General features: G+C 72.4%; 19 protein-coding genes. 7 read left to right on the top strand and 12 right to left on the bottom strand.

Annotated elements, in window-relative coordinates:
* Window positions 1–30: 30 nt before the first annotated feature.
* From POL25_RS06240 to POL25_RS06230, 3 genes are all read left to right on the top strand, one after another.
* Entirely contained in the window at window positions 31–246 is a 216-nt protein-coding gene (locus tag POL25_RS06240; RefSeq protein WP_272084969.1) for a hypothetical protein, read from the top strand.
* A gap of 75 nt (window positions 247–321) precedes the next feature.
* On the top strand, window positions 322–1,257 hold the full coding sequence (locus tag POL25_RS06235; protein ID WP_272084968.1) for an FHA domain-containing protein: 936 nt from the start codon (window positions 322–324) through the stop codon (window positions 1,255–1,257).
* A gap of 164 nt (window positions 1,258–1,421) precedes the next feature.
* Window positions 1,422–1,850 carry a hypothetical protein gene (locus POL25_RS06230; RefSeq protein WP_272084967.1) on the top strand — a complete coding sequence of 143 codons (429 nt, stop codon included), beginning with the start codon at window positions 1,422–1,424 and terminating at the stop codon, window positions 1,848–1,850.
* A gap of 334 nt (window positions 1,851–2,184) precedes the next feature.
* On the opposite strand, the gene POL25_RS06225 is transcribed toward POL25_RS06230, so the two are convergent.
* From POL25_RS06225 to coaA, 5 genes are all read right to left on the bottom strand, one after another.
* Window positions 2,185–2,985, bottom strand: coding sequence for a TatD family hydrolase (locus POL25_RS06225; protein ID WP_272084965.1), 801 nt, complete (start codon window positions 2,983–2,985; stop codon window positions 2,185–2,187).
* A gap of 176 nt (window positions 2,986–3,161) precedes the next feature.
* Window positions 3,162–4,310: a serine/threonine protein kinase gene (locus POL25_RS06220; RefSeq protein WP_272084964.1), complete on the bottom strand. Its 1,149-nt coding sequence runs from the start codon at window positions 4,308–4,310 to the stop codon at window positions 3,162–3,164.
* 117 nt (window positions 4,311–4,427) lie between these two features.
* A complete protein-coding gene (locus tag POL25_RS06215; RefSeq protein WP_272084963.1) occupies window positions 4,428–5,075 on the bottom strand; it encodes a hypothetical protein in 648 nt (215 codons plus the stop codon).
* A gap of 391 nt (window positions 5,076–5,466) precedes the next feature.
* Window positions 5,467–6,156, bottom strand: a complete 690-nt coding sequence (locus tag POL25_RS06210) for a hypothetical protein (RefSeq protein ID WP_272084962.1) — start codon at window positions 6,154–6,156, stop codon at window positions 5,467–5,469.
* Window positions 6,157–6,328: 172 nt separating this feature from the next.
* Window positions 6,329–7,270 carry a type I pantothenate kinase gene (gene coaA, locus POL25_RS06205; RefSeq protein ID WP_272084961.1) on the bottom strand — a complete coding sequence of 314 codons (942 nt, stop codon included), beginning with the start codon at window positions 7,268–7,270 and terminating at the stop codon, window positions 6,329–6,331.
* Window positions 7,271–7,571: 301 nt separating this feature from the next.
* Between coaA and POL25_RS06200 the strand changes: the two genes are divergently transcribed.
* Window positions 7,572–9,128, top strand: a complete 1,557-nt coding sequence (locus tag POL25_RS06200) for a benzoate-CoA ligase family protein (RefSeq protein ID WP_272084960.1) — start codon at window positions 7,572–7,574, stop codon at window positions 9,126–9,128.
* Between the two features lie 199 nt (window positions 9,129–9,327).
* Here POL25_RS06200 and POL25_RS06195 read toward each other — a convergent pair whose 3' ends face one another.
* The 3 genes from POL25_RS06195 to POL25_RS06185 all read right to left on the bottom strand — a co-directional run bounded on the left by POL25_RS06195 (window position 9,328) and on the right by POL25_RS06185 (window position 11,692).
* A complete protein-coding gene (locus POL25_RS06195) occupies window positions 9,328–10,485 on the bottom strand; it encodes a CehA/McbA family metallohydrolase (protein ID WP_272084958.1) in 1,158 nt (385 codons plus the stop codon).
* A 180-nt stretch (window positions 10,486–10,665) separates the two neighbouring features.
* Entirely contained in the window at window positions 10,666–11,244 is a 579-nt protein-coding gene (locus POL25_RS06190) for an antibiotic biosynthesis monooxygenase family protein (protein WP_272084956.1), read from the bottom strand.
* Window positions 11,245–11,260: 16 nt separating this feature from the next.
* Window positions 11,261–11,692: a hypothetical protein gene (locus POL25_RS06185; protein ID WP_272084955.1), complete on the bottom strand. Its 432-nt coding sequence runs from the start codon at window positions 11,690–11,692 to the stop codon at window positions 11,261–11,263.
* Window positions 11,693–11,747: 55 nt separating this feature from the next.
* On the opposite strand from POL25_RS06185, the gene POL25_RS06180 reads away from it, so the two are divergent.
* Window positions 11,748–12,797 carry an AraC family transcriptional regulator gene (locus tag POL25_RS06180; RefSeq protein ID WP_272084954.1) on the top strand — a complete coding sequence of 350 codons (1,050 nt, stop codon included), beginning with the start codon at window positions 11,748–11,750 and terminating at the stop codon, window positions 12,795–12,797.
* A 96-nt stretch (window positions 12,798–12,893) separates the two neighbouring features.
* Here the strand turns inward: POL25_RS06180 and POL25_RS06175 are convergent, their stop codons facing one another.
* The 4 genes from POL25_RS06175 to POL25_RS06160 all read right to left on the bottom strand — a co-directional run bounded on the left by POL25_RS06175 (window position 12,894) and on the right by POL25_RS06160 (window position 18,739).
* On the bottom strand, window positions 12,894–15,056 hold the full coding sequence (locus tag POL25_RS06175) for a YncE family protein (protein ID WP_272084952.1): 2,163 nt from the start codon (window positions 15,054–15,056) through the stop codon (window positions 12,894–12,896).
* 880 nt (window positions 15,057–15,936) lie between these two features.
* Complete coding sequence (locus POL25_RS06170; protein WP_272084950.1) at window positions 15,937–16,272, bottom strand: hypothetical protein; 336 nt, start codon at window positions 16,270–16,272, stop codon at window positions 15,937–15,939.
* Window positions 16,273–16,487: 215 nt separating this feature from the next.
* A complete protein-coding gene (locus tag POL25_RS06165; protein WP_272084949.1) occupies window positions 16,488–16,664 on the bottom strand; it encodes a hypothetical protein in 177 nt (58 codons plus the stop codon).
* Window positions 16,661–18,739 carry an ATP-dependent helicase gene (locus POL25_RS06160; RefSeq protein ID WP_272084948.1) on the bottom strand — a complete coding sequence of 693 codons (2,079 nt, stop codon included), beginning with the start codon at window positions 18,737–18,739 and terminating at the stop codon, window positions 16,661–16,663. The genes POL25_RS06165 and POL25_RS06160 overlap by 4 nt, the downstream gene beginning before the upstream one ends.
* Window positions 18,740–19,276: 537 nt before the next feature.
* Here POL25_RS06160 and POL25_RS06155 point away from each other — a divergent pair.
* A complete protein-coding gene (locus tag POL25_RS06155; protein WP_272084945.1) occupies window positions 19,277–20,365 on the top strand; it encodes a PAS domain-containing protein in 1,089 nt (362 codons plus the stop codon).
* Window positions 20,366–20,593: 228 nt separating this feature from the next.
* Window positions 20,594–20,941 carry a hypothetical protein gene (locus tag POL25_RS06150; RefSeq protein WP_272084943.1) on the top strand — a complete coding sequence of 116 codons (348 nt, stop codon included), beginning with the start codon at window positions 20,594–20,596 and terminating at the stop codon, window positions 20,939–20,941.
* Window positions 20,942–21,035: the final 94 nt, after the last annotated feature.

The following is a 21,035-nucleotide window of genomic DNA, read 5'->3' as shown; positions in this document are numbered from 1 at the left end:
ATGTCTCAAACAACTTGTCTGGAGGTCCTCATGTCCCGCACCGTCACTCTCGCCCTCGCCGCCCTCGCCCTCACCGCCGTGTCCGGCTGCGACGATCTGGTTCAACGCGCCGCTGCGACCCACGGAGGGCCGGCCACGCTCAAGGAGGACGCGGACTCGCTCGAAGGCAAGGGCGGCGATTGCGGCGCTTGCGCCAAGTTCCGCGCGCGGCCGCCGTCGGGCATCAACATCCCGCCGTCGCTGTGACGAGTCCGGCGCAGGTCCGCTGCGCGCGCAGGTTCACTGGTACAATCGTCGTTCCCCGCTCGAAGGAGGCCCGCCGTGTTGCAAGGTCGCTACACCCCGTTCGTCCGTTTTCGCCTCCCTGACGGGCGCACCGCCCAGGTCGCAGCCGGTGGGCTCATCGGCCGCGCCTCGACGGCCGAGCTGCGGATCGAGAGCCCCGAGGTGTCGGAGGCGCACGCGTTCATCAGCATGCGCGGGCGTCACCTGCAGATCCTGTCGCTGCGGCGCTGGATCATCCTCGACGGCGAGCGCAAGTCTTCGATCATCCTCGCGCCGGGCCAGCGGATCCGGCTGTCGCAGAACGTGACGCTCGACGTCGAGGCGGTCGAGCTGCCGGACCGGGTGATGGTGCTCTACGGCGACGGCCAGGAGCAGTGCACCCTCAGCGAGTCGGTCTATTCGATCGTGACAGCGAGCAGCGGGCCGTCGCAGACGCCGAGCTACAAGCTGCACCCGGAGTACCTGCCGGGGGCCGAGGCGTATATCTGGGGCACTTCCGACGGCTTCACCCTGCGCGTCGGCGACCGCGAGCCGGTCGAGCTGGCGGCCGGTGCGTCGTGGGAGCTGCGCGGGCACCACTTCGCCGTCCAGGCCCGCCCGCTCGGCGACGGGGCGCTCAGCACCCGCAGCATCGGCCAGAACGACCCACCGCTGACGATCGTGGCCCGCTACGACACGGTCTACGTGCGCATGCCGGGCCGGCCCGAGTGCGTGATCGCGGGCCTGCTGGCGCGCATCGTCAGCGAGCTGGCGACCATCAACCGCCTCGTCTCGTGGGAGGCGGTGGCGCGCGAGATCTGGGGCGACGAGACCGACCGCGGGATCATGCGCCAGAACTGGGACCGCAACCTGCGGCGGCTGCGGGCCCAATTGCGCGAGGCCGGGATCCGCCCCGACCTGGTGCGGCCCGACGGCAAGGGCAACGTCGAGCTGTATCTGCTGCCGCAAGACACGGTGGTCGACGAGAGCTGAACATTCACGCGAGGCCGGGCTCCGCCCCGACCTCGCGTCCGATGGAGAAGGCGGCGGCGCGCTGGGCCTGCCGCCGCAAGACGCGAGGGTCGACGCGCGCCGAGCATTGGCGCGAGGGGGCAATTAGGATGTGGGTACGGACGCTGGTGGCATCATTGTGGCTCGTGACGGGGTGCGAAGACGTCTTGTCGGCCGGCGGTGTGGCCACGGCGACCCCCGTGTTCACGAGCATCACCGCCGGCGACCTGCGGGCGCTGGACCGCGGCGAGTCGGTGCTGGTCGCGCTCGACGGCGAATACCCGGTGGTGTTCGAGTTCGATGGTCGGCGCGGAGCCCTCGATTTCGGGCGCATCGAGATCGCCACGCCGGAGGGCGTGCGCCGGCCGCTGCAGGTGTGGCTCGACGCGTTCGCCTCGGCCCAGGGGATCGGCTTCGCGGCGCTGACCAGCGGCCGCTTCCGCCTGGCCAACGACGTCGCGGCGGCGTCGCTGGGCATCGCCACGGGGAAGCCCGCGGCCGGCTGCGAGGCCGTCGATCTGGTCGAGATCGACGGCGTGGTCGCGGTGCTGTTCGTGACCGACGCCGGCTGCTGAAATTGATGAATGTCCCGAGGTACATGTCCATCGGGACATGTTTATCGGCGTGGGAGGGCGGCTCGCCGTTGACAGCCGCCGCGCGGCCGCGAGCGCCGCGGGCCCAGGGCGGGCCTGCCGCCCGGGGTGGCCTGGCGCCGCGACGACGCGGTCCTCACCGCCGAGTGCGTCACCTTCGGCGTGAATGGGGGCAAGATCCTGCCGCGCTGAGCGCGAGGAGCCTGTCCAGGAAATCGCGCGGCCGAAGACGCGGGGCCCCACTCTGCCGCTCCGTGCCCGCCATCACCCAGCTCTCCAGGCCCCGCGTCTTCGGACGCGCATCTCGGACAGGCTCCTAGCCCGCCGCGAGCTTCAGCCCGAAGAACGCGCACGCCGTGGCGGTGCTGCTGGCCGCCAGCGCCTCGACAGTCTCGCCGCGGGCCCTGGCCACAGCGACGGCCACGTGCGCCAGCAAGGCCGGCTCGTTGCGCTTGGGGGTGGGCTTGAGGTCGCGCGGGGCGAGGAACGGCGCGTCGGTCTCGATCATGAGGCGGCCAGCGGGGATCGATCGCACGAGCTCGCGCAGGTGCAGGCCGCGGCGCTCGTCGCAGATCCACCCGGTGATGCCGATGTGGCAGTCCATGTCGAGGTAGCGGTGCAGCTCGGCTTTGGTACCCGTGAAGCAGTGCACCACCGCGTCGCACAGCCGCGAGCGGTGCTCGGCGAGGATCTCCGCGAAGCGCGCGTGCGCCGAGCGCTCGTGCAGGAACACCGGCAGGCCGGTCGCGGCTGCGATCTCGAGCTGCGCCGCGAAGCACCGCTCTTGCACGGGACGCGGCGAGAAGTCGCGGTCGAAATCGAGGCCGCACTCGCCGATCGCCAGCACCTGCGGCCGCTCCGCGAGCTTTGCCAGCCGCGCGGGTGCATCGGCCTCCCAGTGGCTGGCGTCGTGCGGATGCACGCCCGCCGTGGCCGACAGCAGCCCCGGGTGCGCCACCGCCAGCTCCACGGCGCGGCTGCTGCCGGCCAGGCTCGTGCCCGTGACGACCATGTGGGCGACCCCGGCCTCACGAGCGCGGCTGAGCACCGCCGGCAGGTCGGAGGCGAACGAGCGGTGGGTGAGGTTGACGCCGATGTCGATGGTCGCAGGATGCACGCCGGTCTCCGGCGGCCATGATATCCGCAACCTCGCGGGGCGCGGCGCGCGTGGTTGCGAGATCCGTCTGCACGCACGCACGCACGCCGCGCGGACGTGGCAGCGAGCGCCCTCGCACTTCGCCGGTGACTCGGCGCGGCGGCGGATCGAGCTGGTCGCACGCACCGGCCGCGGCGTCACAGCGCCGGGAACACGAGCAGCAGGAACGCCCCGAGCAGCAGGGTGGCGCCGACGGCCCAGCGCAGGCCGCCGCCGATCGAGTCGTTGAGGCGAGCGCCGAGGCCGAACGCGAGCGGGATCAGCCACAGGAAGCTGAGCGAGACCAGCTCGGACTCCGAGAACGCGTCGAAGAAGAAGCCGTAGAGCAGCAGCGCCGCGGCGCCGCCGGTGTACAGCGGGACCCGCGAGACGATCGCCGGCAGCGACCTGGCCTTGGGGACAGGTATGTCCGCGGCCTGCGGCTGCAGCACCTCGCCGTCGAGCACCGCCAGCACGTCGCGCGCGCTGGCGAGGCGCTGGCCGACGGCCGGCTCGAGCATGCCGTCGAGCGCCCGCGTCAGTCGCTCGGGCAGGCCGGGGCAGGCCTCGCGCACGTCGACCTTGCTGGTCGACGGGTCGAGCGGCAGCTCGTCGGGCTGGCGATGGCTGAGGACGACGACCATGGTCATCGCCAGGGCGTAGAGATCGGAGGCCGGCCGGGCCTTGCCGAGGACCTGCTCGATGGGGAAGAACCCAAAGGTGCCGACGCTGGTCGAGCCGACCTCGGAGTCGCGCCGGGCCCGGTCCTGGATCGCGCCGAAATCGATCAGCATCGGCTCGCCGGCGGCGGTGACGACGATGTTGCCGGGCTTGATGTCGCGGTGCACCACCGGCGGATGAAGGCCGTGCAGGTAGTCGAGGACGCCGAGCAGCTTGCGCAGCAAGGCCTCGGCCTGGGCGGCGGTGGTGCGGGTGCTGGCGGCGACCCACGCGGCCAGCGAGGCGCCGTCGACGTGGTCCTGCACGAGCACGAGCGAGGCGTCGCCGGTGAGGCCGGACAGCTCGCCCGGGTCGACGGCGCGGGCGCCGTCGGTGGCGAAGAACTCGTGGCAGCGCGGGATGTTGGGGTGGGCGAGCGCGGCGAGCACCCGCGCCTCGCGCTCGAACAGCTCCATGGCCTTCCAGTCGCCCATGCGCGCGAGCCGAAGCTGCTTGAGCACGACCCGCCGCCCGTCGTCGGCGGTCGCCACGAAGGCGAGCCCGAAGCCGCCCTCGCCGAGCCGCTCGCCGACGAGGTACCCGGACTTGAGGCCGACGATGCGCTGACCCGCGGTGAACTCGGCCATGGAGGTCGAGGATACTCCCGCCGGCGGCCGGGAGCGATGCAAGGCGACGGCGCGCCGGGGAGGGTCCTGAACCGGCAGCGACGAGGGGATCGGTGAGCGCGGGCGCGGCGACTCCGCTCAACCCTTGGCGCTGCAGGCCGCGCCCTCGAGGCAGCTGGCGAAGGCGGCGCACTCGGCGATCGTCACGCACTCGGTGAGCCCCGCCGCGATGCAGGCGTCGTCGGCGGGGAAGCAGCCGAAGCACGACTGCTCGAGCTCGTCGCTGTTGCACAGCGGGCCGGCGCAGCCGGGGTAGCACTGGTGATTGATGTCCTCGCAGACGCACCCGGCGACGGTCCCGCGGAACACCTCCCAGTCGCCGTGGTTGACCTGACAGCAGGCGAAGCACTCGTAGTTGGTCGCCGCGGCGGCGCAGGCGGCGTAGGGGCCGGCGTCGGTGGTGGCCTCGCCGGTGTCCGGTCCGGTGGTGGTGCCGGGCTCGCTCGTGCTCGAAGTCGTGGCGCCGGTGGTCAGCGCGTCCGAGGTCAGCTCGTCGGTGGTCGCCGGCGCAGTGGTGGCGGAGGTGGTGGTGGTCGTCGTCGCCGCCGAGGTCGTCACCGGCGCGTCCGAGGTCGAGCTCGAGGTCGCGTCGGTGCCTGTCGCGTCGGTGCCGGTCGCGGTCGTGCCGGCAGTGCTCACGCTGACGCCGCTGTTGGTCGACAGCCCATTGTCGGAGAAGCAGGCCGCGGCGGTGAGGACCAGCAAGAGCGACGATCGGCGGAGCATGGCGAACCGTATCACCGGGCCGCCGAGCCCCGCGATCGGCGAGCCTCGGAGGGCCCCATGAGGGCTGCCTGCACGCGTGGCGTCGAGGTAGCGGCGATCCGGCATCGCGCCGCGAGAATGGCGGTGCCGCGAGCGTGGGCCGTCCTGCTGAGCACGCCGGCCCACGCGAATTTCTCGGTCCGGCGAGCCTTTGTGCGCGCTTTTGCGACGGCGCGCTCGAGCTGCGTAGTGAGGGCGCTGCGTGACCGGAGGCGTAGCGAGGCGATCCGGCGCGAGGAGTTCGGGTCGATGGCGCGCGATCGGAGGATGATCGCGTGACGGTGAGTGTTCGTGGCGACCGCCGGTCGCCTGGCGAGCGACCGTAGTGACGGACTGTGGTGATTGGCGGGGATCAGCGCGCAGGGCCGCGGAGCAGCCGCTCGACATGTCGCAGCAATTCCTCGGTCGGGGCCCGGCCCGGGGCGAACGAGCGCTCGCCGAGCAGCCACACGGCGACGGCGCGCTCGTCAGGTGCGTCGACGATGGCACCGGCGCTGCGCAGGCGCTCGCGCGTGGCCTCGTCGATCTGCGCCGCCGGCAGGGCGACGAGGCGGACCCGCGCGTCGGACTCGGTCGCCGAGGGCATGGCGTCGCCGGTGCCGCTGACGAACACGGCGATCCGGGCGTCGAGCGCGTCGGCGGCGGCGAGCACGAATTCGAGGCAGGCATGGCCGCGCGTCCGCTGCGGATCGGCGAACTCCAGGTCGGCCTCGAACGGCGGGAACCCGCCGCTGACGGCCAGGCCCGCGTCGGCGCGGGTGACGAGCAGGCGGGCGAGAGCGTCGCTGTCGGGCAGCGCGTAGTCGGCGGAGACGCCGACGAGGCGGGGAAATTCGAGCTCGAGCGGGCCGTCGAACAGCGCGGAGCCCTGGTGGCACTCGGTGGTGTCGGTGCGGCCGTCGGTATCCCAGCAGACGAGGCGCCGCAGATGCAGCCGCCGCGCCAGCGCCTTCAGCCCGGCGAAGCCGCGCTCGAGATCGTGGTCCGAGGCGCCCGAGAAATGCACGCTGACGGCGCCCGGGCTGATGAGGAGGCCGGTCATGACGGAGCGCCAGCCGTACCTCGGGAGGCGATGTGCTGTCCAGGATCCGGGCGTCGCCCGTCCCGATAGCGCGGCGAGATCGGCGATGGCTCGAGTTCGCCCGCGCACTCCGTCGCGCGGGTGATCGCCGCGGAGGTCGTCGCGCGAGCGCCGATGCTCGCCCTCGCGGCCTTCAGCCGGCGCGCAGGCGGACGCGCTGGACCGAGTGGTCGGCGGCCTTCTCGAGGATGAGGTCGGCGCGCTCGCGGGTCGGGGCGATGTTCTGCCGCAGGTTGACGCCGTTGATGGTGTCCCACACCGTGTGCGCGAGCTGCATGGCGGTGGCCTCGGGCATGCTGGCGTACTTGTGGAAGTACGAGTGCGGGTCGCGGAAGGCGGTCTCGCGCAGGCGACGGAACCGCTGGAAGAACCACTCGCGGATCGCGGCCTCGTCGGCGTCGACGTAGATCGAGAAGTCGAAGTAGTCGGAGATGTAGACGCCCTTGCGGCCGGTCGCGTGCGCGCCGCGCTGCAGCACGTTGAGGCCCTCGAGGATGAGGATGTCGGGCCGGCGCACGTGCTGCCGCTCGTCGGGGACGATGTCGTAGATGAGGTGCGAGTAGACGGGGGCCGAGACGTCTTCGGCGCCCTCGCGCACGTCGGCGACGAAGCGCATCAGCTGGCGCAGGTCGTAGCTCTCGGGGAAGCCCTTCCGCCCGAGGATCCCGCGCGCCTCGAGCTGGGCGTTGGGGAACAGGAAGCCGTCGGTGGTGACGAGGTCGACGCGCGGGTGCTCGGGCCAGCGCGAGAGGATGGTCTGCAGCACGCGCCCGGCGGTGCTCTTGCCGACGGCGACGCTGCCCGCGAGGCCGAGGATGAACGGCGAGGCGAGGCCCGGGCCGGTGCGGCCGAGGAAGGTCTGGGTGACGCGCCCGAGCTCGCGTAAGGCGGCGAAGCGGAGGTTGAGGAGGCGCGTGACCGGCAGCCAGATCTCCTGCACCTCGACCAGCGACAGCCGCTCGTTGATGCCTCGCAGCGCGTCGAGGTCGGCCTCGCCGAGCGTCAGCGGGGTCTGCTCGCGCAGCCGGGCCCACGCGTCGCGGTCGAAGGTGGCGAAGGGGGCCCTCGCGGTCATTCGCCGCAGTCTCGCACACGCGCGCGCCCGGCCCGGGTGAGCGAGTTCACGCGGGAGGGAAGGGGGCAGGGAGGCCCCGCGGGCCGCCAATCGGGCCGCTATGCGCATTCGCGGCCGCCGGGCATTGGCGAGAGCGCGGCGAATCGTAGGAGCCGCGGCGCCCGTCCGGCCGAGGTGGGATCGCCGCGCGAGGCGCCGCTGGTCGCGGGTGACGCAGCGTCGGCGGCGATGGGTGGATCGGGCCGTCGGGGCCGCGGCGGGCGGCCAGCAGCGGGCGGCCGCGCCTGGTACGATGCGGGCGATGGTCTCGAGCTTCCCGCGCGAGTACAACGCCGCCGTCGACCTGATCGAGCGCAACCTGGCGCGCGGGCTCGCCGACAAGATCGCCTACTTCGACGCGTTCGGGCCGGTGACCTACGCGGCGCTGGCGGAGCGGGTCGACCGGGCCGGCGATCTGCTGCGCGGGCTGGGGCTGCAGGTCGAGCAGCGGGTGCTGCTGGCGCTGGTGGACACGGTCGATTTCGTGGCTGTGTTCCTCGGGGCGATCAAGATCGGCGCGGTGCCGGTGCCGGTCAACACGATGCTGGCGCCGGGGGACTACGAGCACCTGCTGCGCGACAGCCGGGCGCGGGTGCTGGTGGTCAGCGACGCGCTGCTGCCGAAGCTGCGCGAGGCGCGGGTGCGCAGCCCGTGGCTGACGGCGACGGTGGTGGCCGACAGCCCGGCGGGCGGGCCCGACGACGGCCACCCGCGGCTGCGCGACCTGCTGCAGCGCGCGGCGCCGGTGGTGACGGCAGCCGACACGGGGCCCGACGACGTCGCGTTCTGGCTGTACTCGTCGGGCTCGACGGGGCGGCCGAAGGCGGCGGTGCACCTGCACGCGCACCTGCGCCGCACCGCCGAGTTGTACGCCGGCGGAGTGCTGGGGCTGCGCGAGGACGACGTGGTGCTGTCGGCGGCCAAGCTGTTCTTCGCCTACGGGCTCGGCAACGCGCTGACGTTCCCGCTGACGTTCGGGGCCACGGCGGTGCTGCTGGCCGAGCGGCCGACGCCGGCGGCGGTGTTCGCCGCGCTGCAGGAGCGCGCGTGCTCGGTGTTCTGCGGGGTGCCGACGCTGTTCGCGTCGATGCTGGCCGACAAGGCCCACGCGGCGGCGCAGCTGCCGGCCCTGCGGATCAGCACCTCGGCAGGCGAGGCGCTGCCGCGCCACGTCGGCGAGCGCTGGCGGGCCCGCTTCGGCAGCGACATCCTCGACGGCATCGGCTCGACCGAGATGCTCCACATCTTCCTGTCCAATCGGCCAGGTGAGATCCGCTACGGCACCACCGGCCTGCCGGTCCCCGGCTACGCGCTGCGCCTGGTCGACGACGACGGCGCGCCGATCGCCGGGGCCGCCGAGGGCGCGCTGTGGGTGAACGGGCCGACCGCGGCGGCCGGCTACTTCCGCGACCGCGAGCGCAGCCTGCAGACCTTCCACGGCCCGTGGACCCGCACCGGCGACCGCTATGCGCGCGACGCCGACGGCTATTACACCTACTGCGGCCGCGCCGACGACATGCTGAAGGTCGGCGGGATCTGGGTCTCGCCGTTCGAGGTCGAGTCGGCGCTCGCGGCCCACCCCGAGGTGCTCGAGGCCGCCGTCATCGGTCACGCCGACGCCGACGAGCTGGTCAAGCCGAGGGCGTTCGTGGTCGTCCGCGATCCGGCCGCCGCCGGGCCCGAGCTGGCGGAGGCGCTGCAGAAGTTCGTCAAGGAGCGCCTGGCGCCCTACAAGTACCCGCGCTGGATCGAGTTCGTGGCCGAGCTGCCGAAGACGGCGACGGGCAAGATCCAGCGGTTCCGCCTGCGCGACGGTTGAGGCATGTCCTCGGGGGCATGTCCTAAAGGGCATGACCGAAAGAGCATGCCCTCCAGGACATGTCCTCTCGTGGACCTGCTGGCCCGCGCCGTCGCCGAGGCGCGCGAGCGCGAACAGGCCGTCGGCCTTCTCGACCACCCCGACGCGGCGGGGCGTGCAGCTCGCCACGCCGGTCGCCGATGCGGCGAGGGTCGTCCGGTCAGCGGAAATACACCGGGTTGGTCAGCGCGAGCGGCTTGCGCCGGCGGTGCAGCTCGGCCCGCACGAACTCGCCCGGGCGCACGCGCAGCCGCAGTCGCACCGTCTCGTCGGGCCCCGCGACGGTGCGGGCGAACAGCTCGCCCGCCGGGCCCAGCAGGCGGACCCGGGCCCCTTTGCCGGCGAGCACGCGTAGCTGCAGATCGATCTCGCCGCGGCCCTCGAGGGGGAGAGTGTCGCCCGGCCGCGCCTCGCCGTCGACCGCGAGCACTACGCGCGGCGCCGCGCCATCGTCGACCAGCAGGACGTGCCCGGAGCGCAGGCCGGCGAGCACGTCGTCGGCGCCGCAGGTGGCCGCGGTGACCCGATTGAGCGGCCTCCGGTGATCTCGCAACCAGGCGCCGGGATGCAGGTCGGTGCCGGCGACGGCGATGAGCCGCTCGCCGCGGATCAGCCGATCGTGCCACCAGCGCACCGCCTGGCGGTTGCGAATCACCACACTGTCGAGGCCCCAGATCTCGACGCCGTCGGCCCCGAAGGTGTCGTCGGGCCAGGTGCGGAACGGGACCCGCGGGTGGGCGATGATCACGAGGCCGCCGTGCGAATGGGTGGCCTCGACCATGCGGCGGAAATCTTCGGCGACGACGCGGTCGCGCCAGCGCGGCGGCAGGATCGCGTCGGCCGGCCGGTCCAGGCGCAGGCCGATCTGCAGGGCGTGGCCGCGGCGGGTGGTCCACTCCATGCCGGGGATCACGGTCAGCGGCGCGGTGGCCACGGCCGGGTCGAAGCCGGCGTGGGGGCTGTTGTGATCGGTGACGACGATGGCGCCGACGCCGTCGCGCGCGAACAGGGCGATGGCGGCGCGCAGACCGGCGGGGTCGTAGGCCCGGGGCTCGTTGGCGGCGGTCGGGTCGTGGCTGTAGCGGTCGGAGACGAGGGTGTGGACGTGGTTGGCGACCAGGCAGTCGCGCGGCCAGGCGGGCGGCTCGGCGGCCCCGGTCAGCTCGCGCACGCGGTCGTGCGCGTCCGGGTAGCGGCCGGCGCACGCGGGCAGCAGCAGCGCGGAGGCGAGGGCGAGCGCGCGCATGATGGGCGGGAACGTATCACGCGCGGGCGCGGAGACCCGCGCGGCGAGGCGGTCGGCGATCCAGCGGTCCATGGCGCCCGCGAGAGAGCCGGCATGCGCGCTCGCGGCGGGCGCGCGGACGCGAGGCGAGCGACGTCGTGGAGTCGAAGGCCGCCTCGATCACGGGGACGAGGCGGCGCGCATGATGGCTCGACCTCGATGCCGCGGCACGATGGGGCGTGAATCGACGACCTCGGGCGCGCGCGTCTGCCATCAATACGAGGGCGTCGCTTCGCTGGCCCGGGTCATGGCGACGTCCCAGGCGATCGGCAGCTCGGCGCGTGTGACCTTCCACGAGGTGACAGTGCCGGTGGTGCTGAACTCGCTCGTGCGCGTCATGCCGGCCACGTGCTCGTCCGAGACGACGAAGTTCATCATCGCCGCGTCGTCGCGCCACACCGCCAGGGTCCGCGCCGTGCCGCACTTCATCGATTGCGCGGTCGAGAAGCCGACGAGGCCAGGGTTGGCCAGCAGCACCGGGATCATCGCGGTCACGGTCTCGACGAATTCCTGGGCCTTCTCCGGGCGGAGCACCAGCACGGTGGTGCTGGCCACGTAGCTGTCCTGCAGCGGCTCCTGCAGGCCGCCCTTGTCGGGGTCGAAGCCGGGGCCGGCGAACGGGCTGGGCATGAGGTCGTCCTCGACGCACGCCGGTTCGCCGGTGCCGGTCGAATCATCGGTGTCGGTGCCGGTGTCAGGGGAATCGGTGGTGCTGTCCCCGGCGGGCTCGCTGGCGCAGGCGGCGAGGGTGAGGGCGAGGGCGATGCAGGGAGTATGGGTAAAGATCGACATGAGGAGGCTCCTGATTTCAATGCGAGGCGGGAGGTTCGGGGACGACCGCGAAGTGGAGGACGGGGAAATCGCGCTGCAGCCGGGGTGAATGGAAATCGCTGCGGCGGCCGACGCTGACGAGCGCGACGTCGCTGCCGACGGCCGGCGCGGCGCCGAGGACGGCGGCCCACTGCGTGGCGCCGTCCTGGCCGCGGATCGCCAGATAGACGTAGGAGCCGGCGACCAGCCGCTCCTCGATCCGACCGGCGAGCGTCTGCTGGCCCTTGACGAACTCGGGGCCGACGAGCGGGTTTTCGCGGGGCGCGACGGGCTGCGGGGCCACGGGGGCCGGCTCGGGCTGCGGGCGGGCGTCGGCGACGCTGCAAGCCGCGGCCGCGAGCGATAACGCCAGGGTGAACGCGCGCGCGCCTCGGGGCGGCCGGTGCTCGGCTGGATGGGTCCTGGACATGCTGTTACGGTAGGCGGGCGCGGCCCAGCGTTCGATGACCGTCGGCGTCAAAGAATTGACCCTTCCCGACAAACCGGCGGCCCTGCGCGCCCTGGCGCCGACCTTCGAGGTGCCGCTCAACATCGCCGTGTGTCCGCCGCTGGTCGGCGCGGCGCTGGCCGGGGTCGACGTCGAGGCATTGCTGGCCGACGTGGGCATCGACCGGCGCGCGGCCGACGACGCCGACCTGCGGCTGGGGCCGGCCGTGCGCGCGACGCTGTGGCGCGAGGCGCTGCAGCGCAGCGGCGACCCGGCGCTGGCGCTGCACGCCGCCGAGGCCATCCCGTTCGGGCACTTCGACGTCGTCGACTACGTGGCCGGGGCGGCGCCGACCCTCGGCGAGGGGCTCGCGGCGCTGGCCCGCTACTTCCGCATCGTGCGCGCCGACTTTCGCCTGCAATTCGAGGCTGACGCCGACGAGGGCCGCCTGCGCCTCGAATTGCCGCCGAGCTTCGGGCCGGCCGCGCCGTACTCCATCGAGTTCACGCTCGCCTGCATGCTCACGCGCTTTCGCGTCACCACGCAGGTGCGGTTCGCCCCGAGCGAGATGCGCCTGGGCTACCCCGAGCCGGCCCACGTGAGCGAGTACCGGCGCGTGTTCGCCTGCCCGCTGCGCTTCGGCGCCGACGCGACGGTGCTGCGATTCACGCGGGCGACGCTCGAGCTGCGCCAGCCGGGCGCCGACGCCCGCCTGCGGGTCGTGCTCGAGCGGGCCGCCAGCGAGGTGCTGGCCCGCCAGCGCGCGGCCACCGGCCTGACGGCGCAGGTGCGCCAGGCGCTGAGCCAGGAGCTGCGCGGCGGGGTGCCGACCTGCGAGCAGGTCGCCCGCCGCCTGGCGATCGGGGTGCGCACGCTGAACCGCCAGCTGCAGGCCGAGGGCACCAGCTTCCGCGATCAGCTGGCCGAGCTGCGCTGCGAGCTGGCCCTCGGCTACCTCGGCGACCGCCGCCTGGCGATCTCCGAGGTCGCCTATCTGCTGGGGTTCTCCGAGCCGAGCGCGTTCCACCGCGCATTCAAGCGCTGGACCGGCCATTCACCGCAGGTGTGGCGCAAGCGGCCGCAGTGAGGTGATTGGCGCACATGAAAAGCGCCGACGCGCGGACAGCCGCGGGTCGGCGCTTCGGCCCGCGGCGGGCTGGCGCCGCGGGTCAGCGGGGATGGTTCAGGGCGTGCCGAACTCGAGGCGGACCGACTCGGCGTTGGTCACCTCGATGAACGCGTCCTCTTCGACGTTGTTGGCGCCGGTGAAGCCGAGGATGTCGCTGTAGCGGAGCACCCGCGACTGGGCCTTCTCGGCCACGTAGAGGTGCGTGCCGTCGAAGGCGAGGTCGACCGGGTTGCCGAGGTGGGTCTGGTCGCCCGAGATGCTGGCGGCGACGACGACGTTGCCCTCGGCGGTGTCGGCGTCGGCGATCAGGAAGATGGCGCCGTCGGTGTCGGACATCGCGTCACCGACATCGGTGAGGATCAAGGTCTTGCTGATCGGGTCGTACTGGATGCCGTGGAGGTTGACGCCGATGACCTGCTCCTGGTCGTCGGCCGGCGTGAAGGTGCGCGCGGGGCCGTTGGTGCCCTCGTCGGTCAGGGCGGCGTCGAACACCCGCACGGTGCCGTCGACGCCGGCGGCGAACAGGCGGTCGTTCTCGTCGTCGTAGTCGATGTCCCACACCGCGCCGCCGCCGAGCTCGGCGAACTGGAACAGCGGCTCGGCGTCGCCGAAGGTGGCGGCGTCGAACACCTTGATGGTCGAGTCACCGAGGTCGGCGACGAACAGGCGGTCGCCCGCGGCGTTCAGCGTCATGCCCTTGGGCGCGACGAGGCCGGTGGCAGAGCCCCAGATCCGCGTGGCGATGGCGTCGACCGTGGCGCCGTCCTCAGCCTGCGCGAGGGCCGGGGCCGAGAACACGCCGGCGCCGTCGGAGGCCGGGGTGCCGTCGAAGCCGACGAAGCCGTCGCCGCCGCTGTGGAGGGCCAGGCTCTGGATCGAGGTGATCGAGCCGAGGCGGTCGATGGTGGCGGTGATCGCCGGGGCGCCGATGAGCGGGACCTCGACCTCGAGCACGCCGTCGCCGTCGAGGCCGGTCGGGTTGCGGGTGAGGATCAGGCGGTTGTTGGTGGCCAGCGCGACCGACTCGGGCTTGATGACCTCGATGCTGTCGACGAGCTCGAAGTCCTGACCGAGGAGCGGCGGCCGGTAGCGCAGCAGCTTGTCGTTGGACTTCTCGACCACCCACAGGGTGCTCGGATTGCCGCCGACCTCGAGGTCGACCGGGTTGCCGAGGTCGCCGCCCTGGATGCGCTGCGTCACCTCGACGTCGCCCTCGGCGTTGGCCGGGTCCTCGATGCGGAACAGCTGGCCGTCGGTCGCCTCCATCGGGTCGCCGACGTCGCTGAGGAACAGGTTGTTGCCGACGACGGTGATGCCGTGCAGGTTGACGGAGACCTTGTTGCCGCCCTCGACCGGCACGATCGTGCGGTCCGGTCCGGCCTGGCCCATCGCGTTGGTGAAGTCCTCGTAGACCTGGACCTCGCCGTTGGTGCCGGCGGCGTACAGCGTGTCGGTGTTGCCGCCGATGTAGTGCACGTCCCAGATGGCCTCGGAGCTGCCGAGGTCGGTGATCTCGACGATCGGGGCGATGTCGCCGTCAGCGGCGAACTCGAAGATCTTGATCGAGGCGGCGGTGGTGTCGGCGACCAGGAAGGTGGCGTTGGGACCGACCTCGACGCCCTTCGGGGTCTGCAGCCCGGTCGCCGGGCCGCGGATGACGCGGTCGCCGAGGCCGAGCGGGCCGTCGACGGGGCTGTCGGCGAGGTCGGTCTTGATGATGACGCCGCCGGTCGCGCCCGGGGCGTCGTAGCTGATGATCGCGTGGCCCTGCTGGGTGACCGCGACGCTCTGGATGCTGACGACGTCGCCGGCGACGGTGAGGGTCGCGGTGGCGGCGTCGAGCGCCGGCGTCAGGGCGACGATGCGGTCCTGCTCGAGCAGCGGCGGGTTGGCGGTGGCCCACACCCGCACGACCTCGATCGCCGGCTCACCGGTGGTGTCGGTGTCGGTGGTGTCGGTGTCGGTGGTGTCGGTGTCGGTCGACGGCCCGGTCGTCGGCTCGGTGCTCGTCGGGGTGGTCGTGACCGTCTCGGTGGTCGTCGGCTCGGTGCTCGTCGGCAGCGTGTCGGTCTGGGTCGACGGCGTCGAATTGGTGTCGGTGGCGTCGGTGTCCGTGCCGTCCGTCTCGGTCCCCGTCGAGGTGTCGGTGTCGGTGCCGTTCTGCGAGGGATTGTTGCATCCCGACAGCGTCATCACGAGCACGTTGGCGAGGAGCAATGAGATGTTACGGTCAAGATGGTATTTTTGCATGAGGGAATGCGTCCGCGGGGATGTTACGATGGCCGGCGCTGCACGGTCCGCAACAATCGCACGCACCGGTGACACCGATCACCGCGACAAAAACGTCGCGGTCCTTCCATTGAAGATATCGGGGTTCGTAGCCCCCTCGGGTCGTTTGCGCTCGAACGTGGCGTGGCGGGCCAGCAGCGGGCCCCGGCGGGGTCCCGCCAATGCTGCGGTGTGGCCCGCAAAATCCCGCTCGTCTGCAGACCCGGCGGTGTGCGGCCGCGACCGTAGTTGTGTGATTCGTGAACTTCGGTCTCGATATTTTTTCACCCTTGACAATCCCGCGACCCGGCATCCTTCACGCGAGAGCGCCGGGTCGCGCGAGGGTTTACGCGAGGGTCGGCCTGGGCGCGGACGTCGGCGCTCCTGCGCGTATGGTCGAGGCCGCCGGCCCTCTCCGACGGCGACGCGAGGGACTCACCAATGCCGGCGCTCGGGGTATTTCCCGGGCGGAGACGATTCATCCGCGCGCCGCGGGTCGTCGCGGCCGGGGCGAGCGGGATGTTCGTGGCAGTGCGGAGTCGCCGGGAGCGCCCTCGGGCGTGGGCGGCCGGCGACGACAGCCGGTTCGTAGCCCGACCGCTGTCCTGCCAGCGGAGCCCGGACACTCGGCGGGGAGCCTGGGTCGCAGCCGGGGCTCGGCGCGAGCGACTCTCCGTTCACCGCCGCCGAAGCTCCGCCGTGGCGAGGAGACGCTCGTGGCGACGGCTCCTCGACCAGCCACGACGGCCGGAGCAGCGCGGGCCCGCAAGCACGGGCCCGGCTCGACGCGTTCGCGTTCATCCGCCACGTACTGTGATGAATCGCCGCCTCATGCGTCGCGCTCGTACCCGTACGCGAACGTCGGCTTGCTGGAGTACGACTCGAGGGTGAACGTATCCCCCGCGAAGAACGCGATCCCGGTGGGGAACACCTGCGCGACCGACTCCTGCGACGACGTGTACTGCGAACGCTCCGCCACGACCTCGCTGTTGCGCAGGATCTTGTAGCCGAGGGTCGAATTCATGATACCGGTCATCCACGCATTGATGATCAGCACCTTTCCCGCCGGCACCACGTAGTTCAGGTGATCTCCCATCTCGGCGCCGAGCCGGAAGACGCGCAGCTCCGACGGAGCGGGACATTCACAATCTTTCTTCTTCGCCATCGCACCACCTCCTTCAAGACAATAGCCATTCGATGACCGCCGCGCGCCGCGAAGGGCCGCGCCGAACGACGATCGCAGTATTGTGACATCCGGCCATCACCCTGGCAACGGCCGACAGCGCCCCCGGCCGGCCAGCCCGTCCTGCGGCGGGTGTGGCGGTCGGTCCTGCGCCTTTGTGCGGTGATCCGCGGGTCGCCGAGGGCGGCGCCGGGCAGCTACACGCTGGGCGGCGTGACTGCGAAATGCAGCGACTCGAAAGCGACGATCGCGGCCGCGCCGGCGACCCGCGTCCGGGTGCGCGTGGCGAAGGGCGGCGCGTGGCAGCAGGTGTCACTCGCGGTCGTGGGTCGCTGCGAGCGGGCGAGGCGCTCGGCCCGGGGCGCGAGGATCACTCCTCCTCCTCCTCGAAGCGGCGCCGCCTCGCCTCGGTCCGCTGGCGGATGGCGTCGAGGATCTCGAGCCGGGCGTCGAGGGCCTCGCGGCCGCGCCCGAGCTGCTCGGCGAGCTCGTCGAGGTCCTCGCCGGCGTCACGCGTGGCCGTCAGCTTGGCGTCCTCGATCGGCTTCCACGCGCGGGTGTTGGTGGCGGCGGCGGCCGGCTTGCGCACGCGGGGCCGGCTCGCCGGGGCGACGAGCGCGGGCTTGGCGAGCCCGAGCTCGGCGACGAACCGGCTCGGGGCCTGCGGCGTGACCTCGAGGTACACGCATTCGCTGGCGCGCGTCAGGCCGACGTAGAAGATCCGCCGCTCCTGCTCGAGCGGGTCGCTCTGGTCGACGCCGGCGGGCGATTCGACGGTGCCGAGGGCCTGGTCCTGCCGGTCGGCCGGGCACAGGCCCTCGGTCAGGCGCGGCAGCAGGACGGTGCGCCACTCCTTGCCCTTGGCCTTGTGGATCGTCGACACCCACACGCACTGCTCGCGCGGCTTGCCGGCGCGCGGGTCGAGCTCGGCGAGCGCCCGCGTGGCCTCGGCCGGGGCGACCTTCAGGCCCTTGAGCAGGGTGCGCACGGCCTCGAAGCCGGCGACGGCGTGCTCGAGCTCGGCCTCGGTGCGCTTGCGACCGGCGAGCTGGCCGGCGATGTCGGTCTCGGCGACCAGCAGGTCGAGCGCGGCGCCGGCGGTCCGGCACTTTCCCATGCGCGCGAGCAGGTCCGACAGCGCGCTCATGGTCTCGATCGCGCCGTGCGGCTGGTCGACCTCGCGGGCGGCCTTCTTGTTGCCGAGCACCACGCGCAGGCCCTTGCTGCCGAGCCGCAGGATCTGGCTGGCGAACGCCTCCTTGCGGATGTAGCGGTCGGGGGCGAAGGCGACCAGCCAGGCGTCGTCGAAGCCGACCGGCGCGTCGCTGGTGGCGAAGCGGAGGTAGGCCAGCGCGAGCTCGGGGCCGCGGCCCTTGCGGACGTAATCGAGGTCGTCGGTGACCATGCCGATCCGGCGCGCGGCCAGCTCGGCGAGCACGCTGGTGGCCTGGACGCGGCCGCGGTAGAGGACCGCGAGCTCGGGCGCCGGGTGGCCCGCGGCGAGCTGGCGCTCGATCGTGCCGGGGATGTCGTCGGTGCGCTCGAGCCGGCCCGGGTGGGCGCCGCGGCCGACGACCTCGATCGGGTAGCGGCCGTCGTTGTGGCCGATGAGGGCCCGCGCGGCGGCGGCGATGGTCTCGCCGAAGCGGAAGCTGTGTGCCAGCGGATAGGTGCGAGTCGGGCGGTGCGGGAAGGTGCTGGCGAACTCGCGGAAGAACCGCGGGTGCGCGCCCGAGAACTCATAAATGGCTTGATCGGCGTCGCCCACGGCCATGAGGGTGGTGCGCTCGTGCATGAGCAGGCGCAGCAGCTCGACGCGGGCCGGGTTCACGTCCTGGAACTCGTCGACCAGCAGGTGATCGATCGGCCCGAGCAGCCGCGGGTAGCGGCGCAGCACCGCGACCGCGGTGTAGACCATGTCGGGGAAATCGACCTGCAGCGCCTGGCCGCCGCGGGTGCGCAGGTCCTCGAGCGCCTGGTAAGCCTCGACGAGCTCTGGCGCGGCCTCGCAGGCGGCGCGGTTGGGGGTGACGAGGTGGGCCTTCCAGAAGCCGACGGCGGCGGCGATGTCGTCGGCCGACTCGATCTTGCGGGCGAACCGGCGGTGGACCGCGCGGGCCCACTCGATCGTGCCGAAGGCCGCGACCTCGAGCGGGCGCGTGAGCAGGCCGCGACGGTCGGCGCGGCCGAGCACCTCGAGGCCGAGCGCGTCGAAGGTGGTGACCTTGACGCCGACGACGCCGGCCGCTTCGAGGCGGGCCGTGAAGGTCTCCTGGATGGCTTTGTTGAACATGACGACGCGCATGCGCTCGGGCTCGACCTGGGCGGCGACGCGGGCGACGCGCCCGACGAGCGTGGTGGTCTTGCCGGCGCCGGGCGCGGCGTGCACGAGCGCGTGGGCGTCGAGCGGGTGGGCGAGGATCGCGGTCTGTTCGGCGGTCCAGTCCATGCGGCGGGCGCAGGCTAGCAGACCGGCGGGCGCCGGTCACAGGCGGGCCGGGGCGGGCGGCGTGAGCGGAGGCGGTCAAGCGAGGCGAGGGACATGGCCTTCGGGACAGGCGGTGATCGCGTGCGGGTCGCGGGCTGCCTCGTTACATGGTCTTCGGGACATGTCATGATGTCCTTCGAGGCAGGTCGAGAGCCGGGCGGCGGCGGAACCAGCTGTCTGTTGCGACATGTCCTGCGAGACAGGCCGATTGTTTCGGCCCCGAGGTCGCAGATCGGGGCCAGGACGCGACATCGGGCCTGTCCCTGGAGACACAAGCGGGGCCGCCGGGTGTCTGGGTCGCAGCTGTGGGGTGTTCCCCGTCGTGGGCCGATGCGCGAGGTGTCCCTGGAGACAGGACGTATCGGCGCCCTGCGAGACGCGCAGGGCGGCTTTTCAGGGGCTGCGTGGCCCCTGGGCGCGCCCTGGGCCGCGTGGCGGCGCGAGGCTGGCGAATGGGGAAGGAAGACGGCGGCGCCGGTCTCGGATACACCACCGCGGGTGGAAGCAGGGAACGAGCTGCATGGGGCGCCGCTGGTGGTGATCGAGGTCGACGCGGGGCTGGTGGTGACCGGCTGGAACCGACGGGCCGAGCTGGTCTTCGGGACAGCCGCGGACGACGCCGTGGGCCGGCCGCTGGCCGAGGTGTTGCCGCTGGACCAGGGGCAATGGTCGACGCTGGCGAGCGACGGCGAGGGCCCCCAGGTGTGGCAGGTCCGCCGGCCGGACGCCGCCTGGTCGCTCGAGGCGTGGGTGCAGGCGCTGCGCGGCGGCGGGCTGCGGCTGTTCGGCCACGACGTCAGCGCGCGCGAGGCGGCCCAGGCCCGGACCGCGCTCGATTCGACGATGCTGATGGCGATCAAGGAGAACCTCGAGGTCGCGCTGTGGGCGGTCGACGAGCGCGGTAAGTTCCTGTTCCAGGACGGCAAGGCGAGCGAGCTGGCCGGGGTGCCGCGCAATTTCCTGGTCGGCAAGAACATCTTCGAGCTCTACAAGGCCCAGGGCAACGGCGAGCTGATCGCGCGGGCGATCGCGGGCGAGCCGGCGCACACCCGCTCGGCCGAGCTGCACGGGCTCTACTGGGACACTCATTACATCCCGGTGGCGGACAACCCGAGCGGGGCGCGGCTGGTCGGGGTGTCGCTCAACATCACCGAGACGAAGCGGGCGGAGCTCGACGCGCGCAGCCGGGTCGAGCTCATCGAGCGCCAGCAGGCGGTCATCCGCGAGCTGGCGACGCCGATCATCGAGGTGTGGGACGGGATCCTGACGATGCCGATCGTCGGCCTCATCGACACGGCCCGCACCGCCGACATCATGGACGGGCTGCTGCAGGCGGTGACGCGCACGCGGGCCCGCTTCGCCATCCTCGACCTCACCGGCGTCGAGGTGGTCGACACGGGCACCGCCAGCCACCTCATCAAGATGATCGAGGCGATCGCGCTGCTCGGCGCGCAGGGCATCCTCACCGGCATCCACCCGACGATCGCCCAGACGATCGTCGACCTCGGCGTCGATCTGTCCCGCGTCGTGGTCCGCGCCAAGCTGCGCGACGCGCTGCAGCACTGCCTGCGCACGCTCCGGCAGTGAATCCCCTTGTTTTAAATTGGCGAGTTACCGGCTGTCCTTTGGGTCCTGTACTCAGGGACATGTCCGGCGCCGTGGGAGCGTGAGGGGTCTTTACCGCGTGGCACAAAGGGCATGACCGCGTCTCCGGGGTCGGCGGGCCGCACCGAACGCCGGTCCGGTTCGGCTCCCGGGCAGGGGCGCGGGGGCGGCGCATTGCCGCGGCGGGGGCTCGTGGGTATCGTCGCTGTCATGATGTTCGAGCTTCGCTTGCGAGGGCTGGTGTGTTTGTTGCTGGTCGGCTGCCCGGAGGGCCGCGGGGATTCGGTGACCGCGGGGGAAGACGGCTCGTTCCCCTGCGGCGACAACGGCGGTCACTGCGATGCGGCCACCCAGCTGTGCATCGTCGGCGGTTCGGACCGCTGCTCGACGTGCGTGCCGCTGCCTGCTGCGTGCGACGAGGACGCGACGTGCGGCTGCGTGCCGCCCGGGACCGATCCGAGCTACGGCGCATCCGCCTGCGAGGACGCCGGGGTGTGCGAGGCCGAGGGCGACGGACGCGTGCTGACCTGCGCCGAGATCGCGTGGGGATGCGGCTAGCACGATGAAGCCCCGCGACGCGGCGCGGGCGTGAATCGTGGGAGCGGGCGGGCGGTCGATCCGGTGGAGGCCGTGCGGTGCGGGGAATCGTGGC

It is taken from the genome of Nannocystis bainbridge (genome assembly GCF_028368995.1).
Classification (GTDB): domain Bacteria; phylum Myxococcota_A; class Polyangia; order Nannocystales; family Nannocystaceae; genus Nannocystis; species Nannocystis bainbridge.
This window is presented reverse-complemented; position numbering and strand designations above follow the sequence as displayed.

What these genes read in the sequence shown, in the direction of transcription:
- POL25_RS06195 (WP_272084958.1), bottom strand. Translation starts at nt 10,485, where the DNA reads ATGGACCGCTGGATCGCCGACCGCCTCGCCGCGCGGGTCTCCGCGCCC.
- POL25_RS06150 (WP_272084943.1), top strand. Translation starts at nt 20,594, where the DNA reads ATGATGTTCGAGCTTCGCTTGCGAGGGCTGGTGTGTTTGTTGCTGGTC.
- POL25_RS06210 (WP_272084962.1), bottom strand. Translation starts at nt 6,156, where the DNA reads ATGACCGGCCTCCTCATCAGCCCGGGCGCCGTCAGCGTGCATTTCTCG.
- coaA (WP_272084961.1), bottom strand. Translation starts at nt 7,270, where the DNA reads ATGACCGCGAGGGCCCCCTTCGCCACCTTCGACCGCGACGCGTGGGCC.
- POL25_RS06220 (WP_272084964.1), bottom strand. Translation starts at nt 4,310, where the DNA reads ATGGCCGAGTTCACCGCGGGTCAGCGCATCGTCGGCCTCAAGTCCGGG.
- POL25_RS06190 (WP_272084956.1), bottom strand. Translation starts at nt 11,244, where the DNA reads ATGTCGATCTTTACCCATACTCCCTGCATCGCCCTCGCCCTCACCCTC.
- POL25_RS06200 (WP_272084960.1), top strand. Translation starts at nt 7,572, where the DNA reads ATGGTCTCGAGCTTCCCGCGCGAGTACAACGCCGCCGTCGACCTGATC.
- POL25_RS06185 (WP_272084955.1), bottom strand. Translation starts at nt 11,692, where the DNA reads ATGTCCAGGACCCATCCAGCCGAGCACCGGCCGCCCCGAGGCGCGCGC.
- POL25_RS06215 (WP_272084963.1), bottom strand. Translation starts at nt 5,075, where the DNA reads ATGCTCCGCCGATCGTCGCTCTTGCTGGTCCTCACCGCCGCGGCCTGC.
- POL25_RS06170 (WP_272084950.1), bottom strand. Translation starts at nt 16,272, where the DNA reads ATGGCGAAGAAGAAAGATTGTGAATGTCCCGCTCCGTCGGAGCTGCGC.
- POL25_RS06240 (WP_272084969.1), top strand. Translation starts at nt 31, where the DNA reads ATGTCCCGCACCGTCACTCTCGCCCTCGCCGCCCTCGCCCTCACCGCC.
- POL25_RS06160 (WP_272084948.1), bottom strand. Translation starts at nt 18,739, where the DNA reads ATGGACTGGACCGCCGAACAGACCGCGATCCTCGCCCACCCGCTCGAC.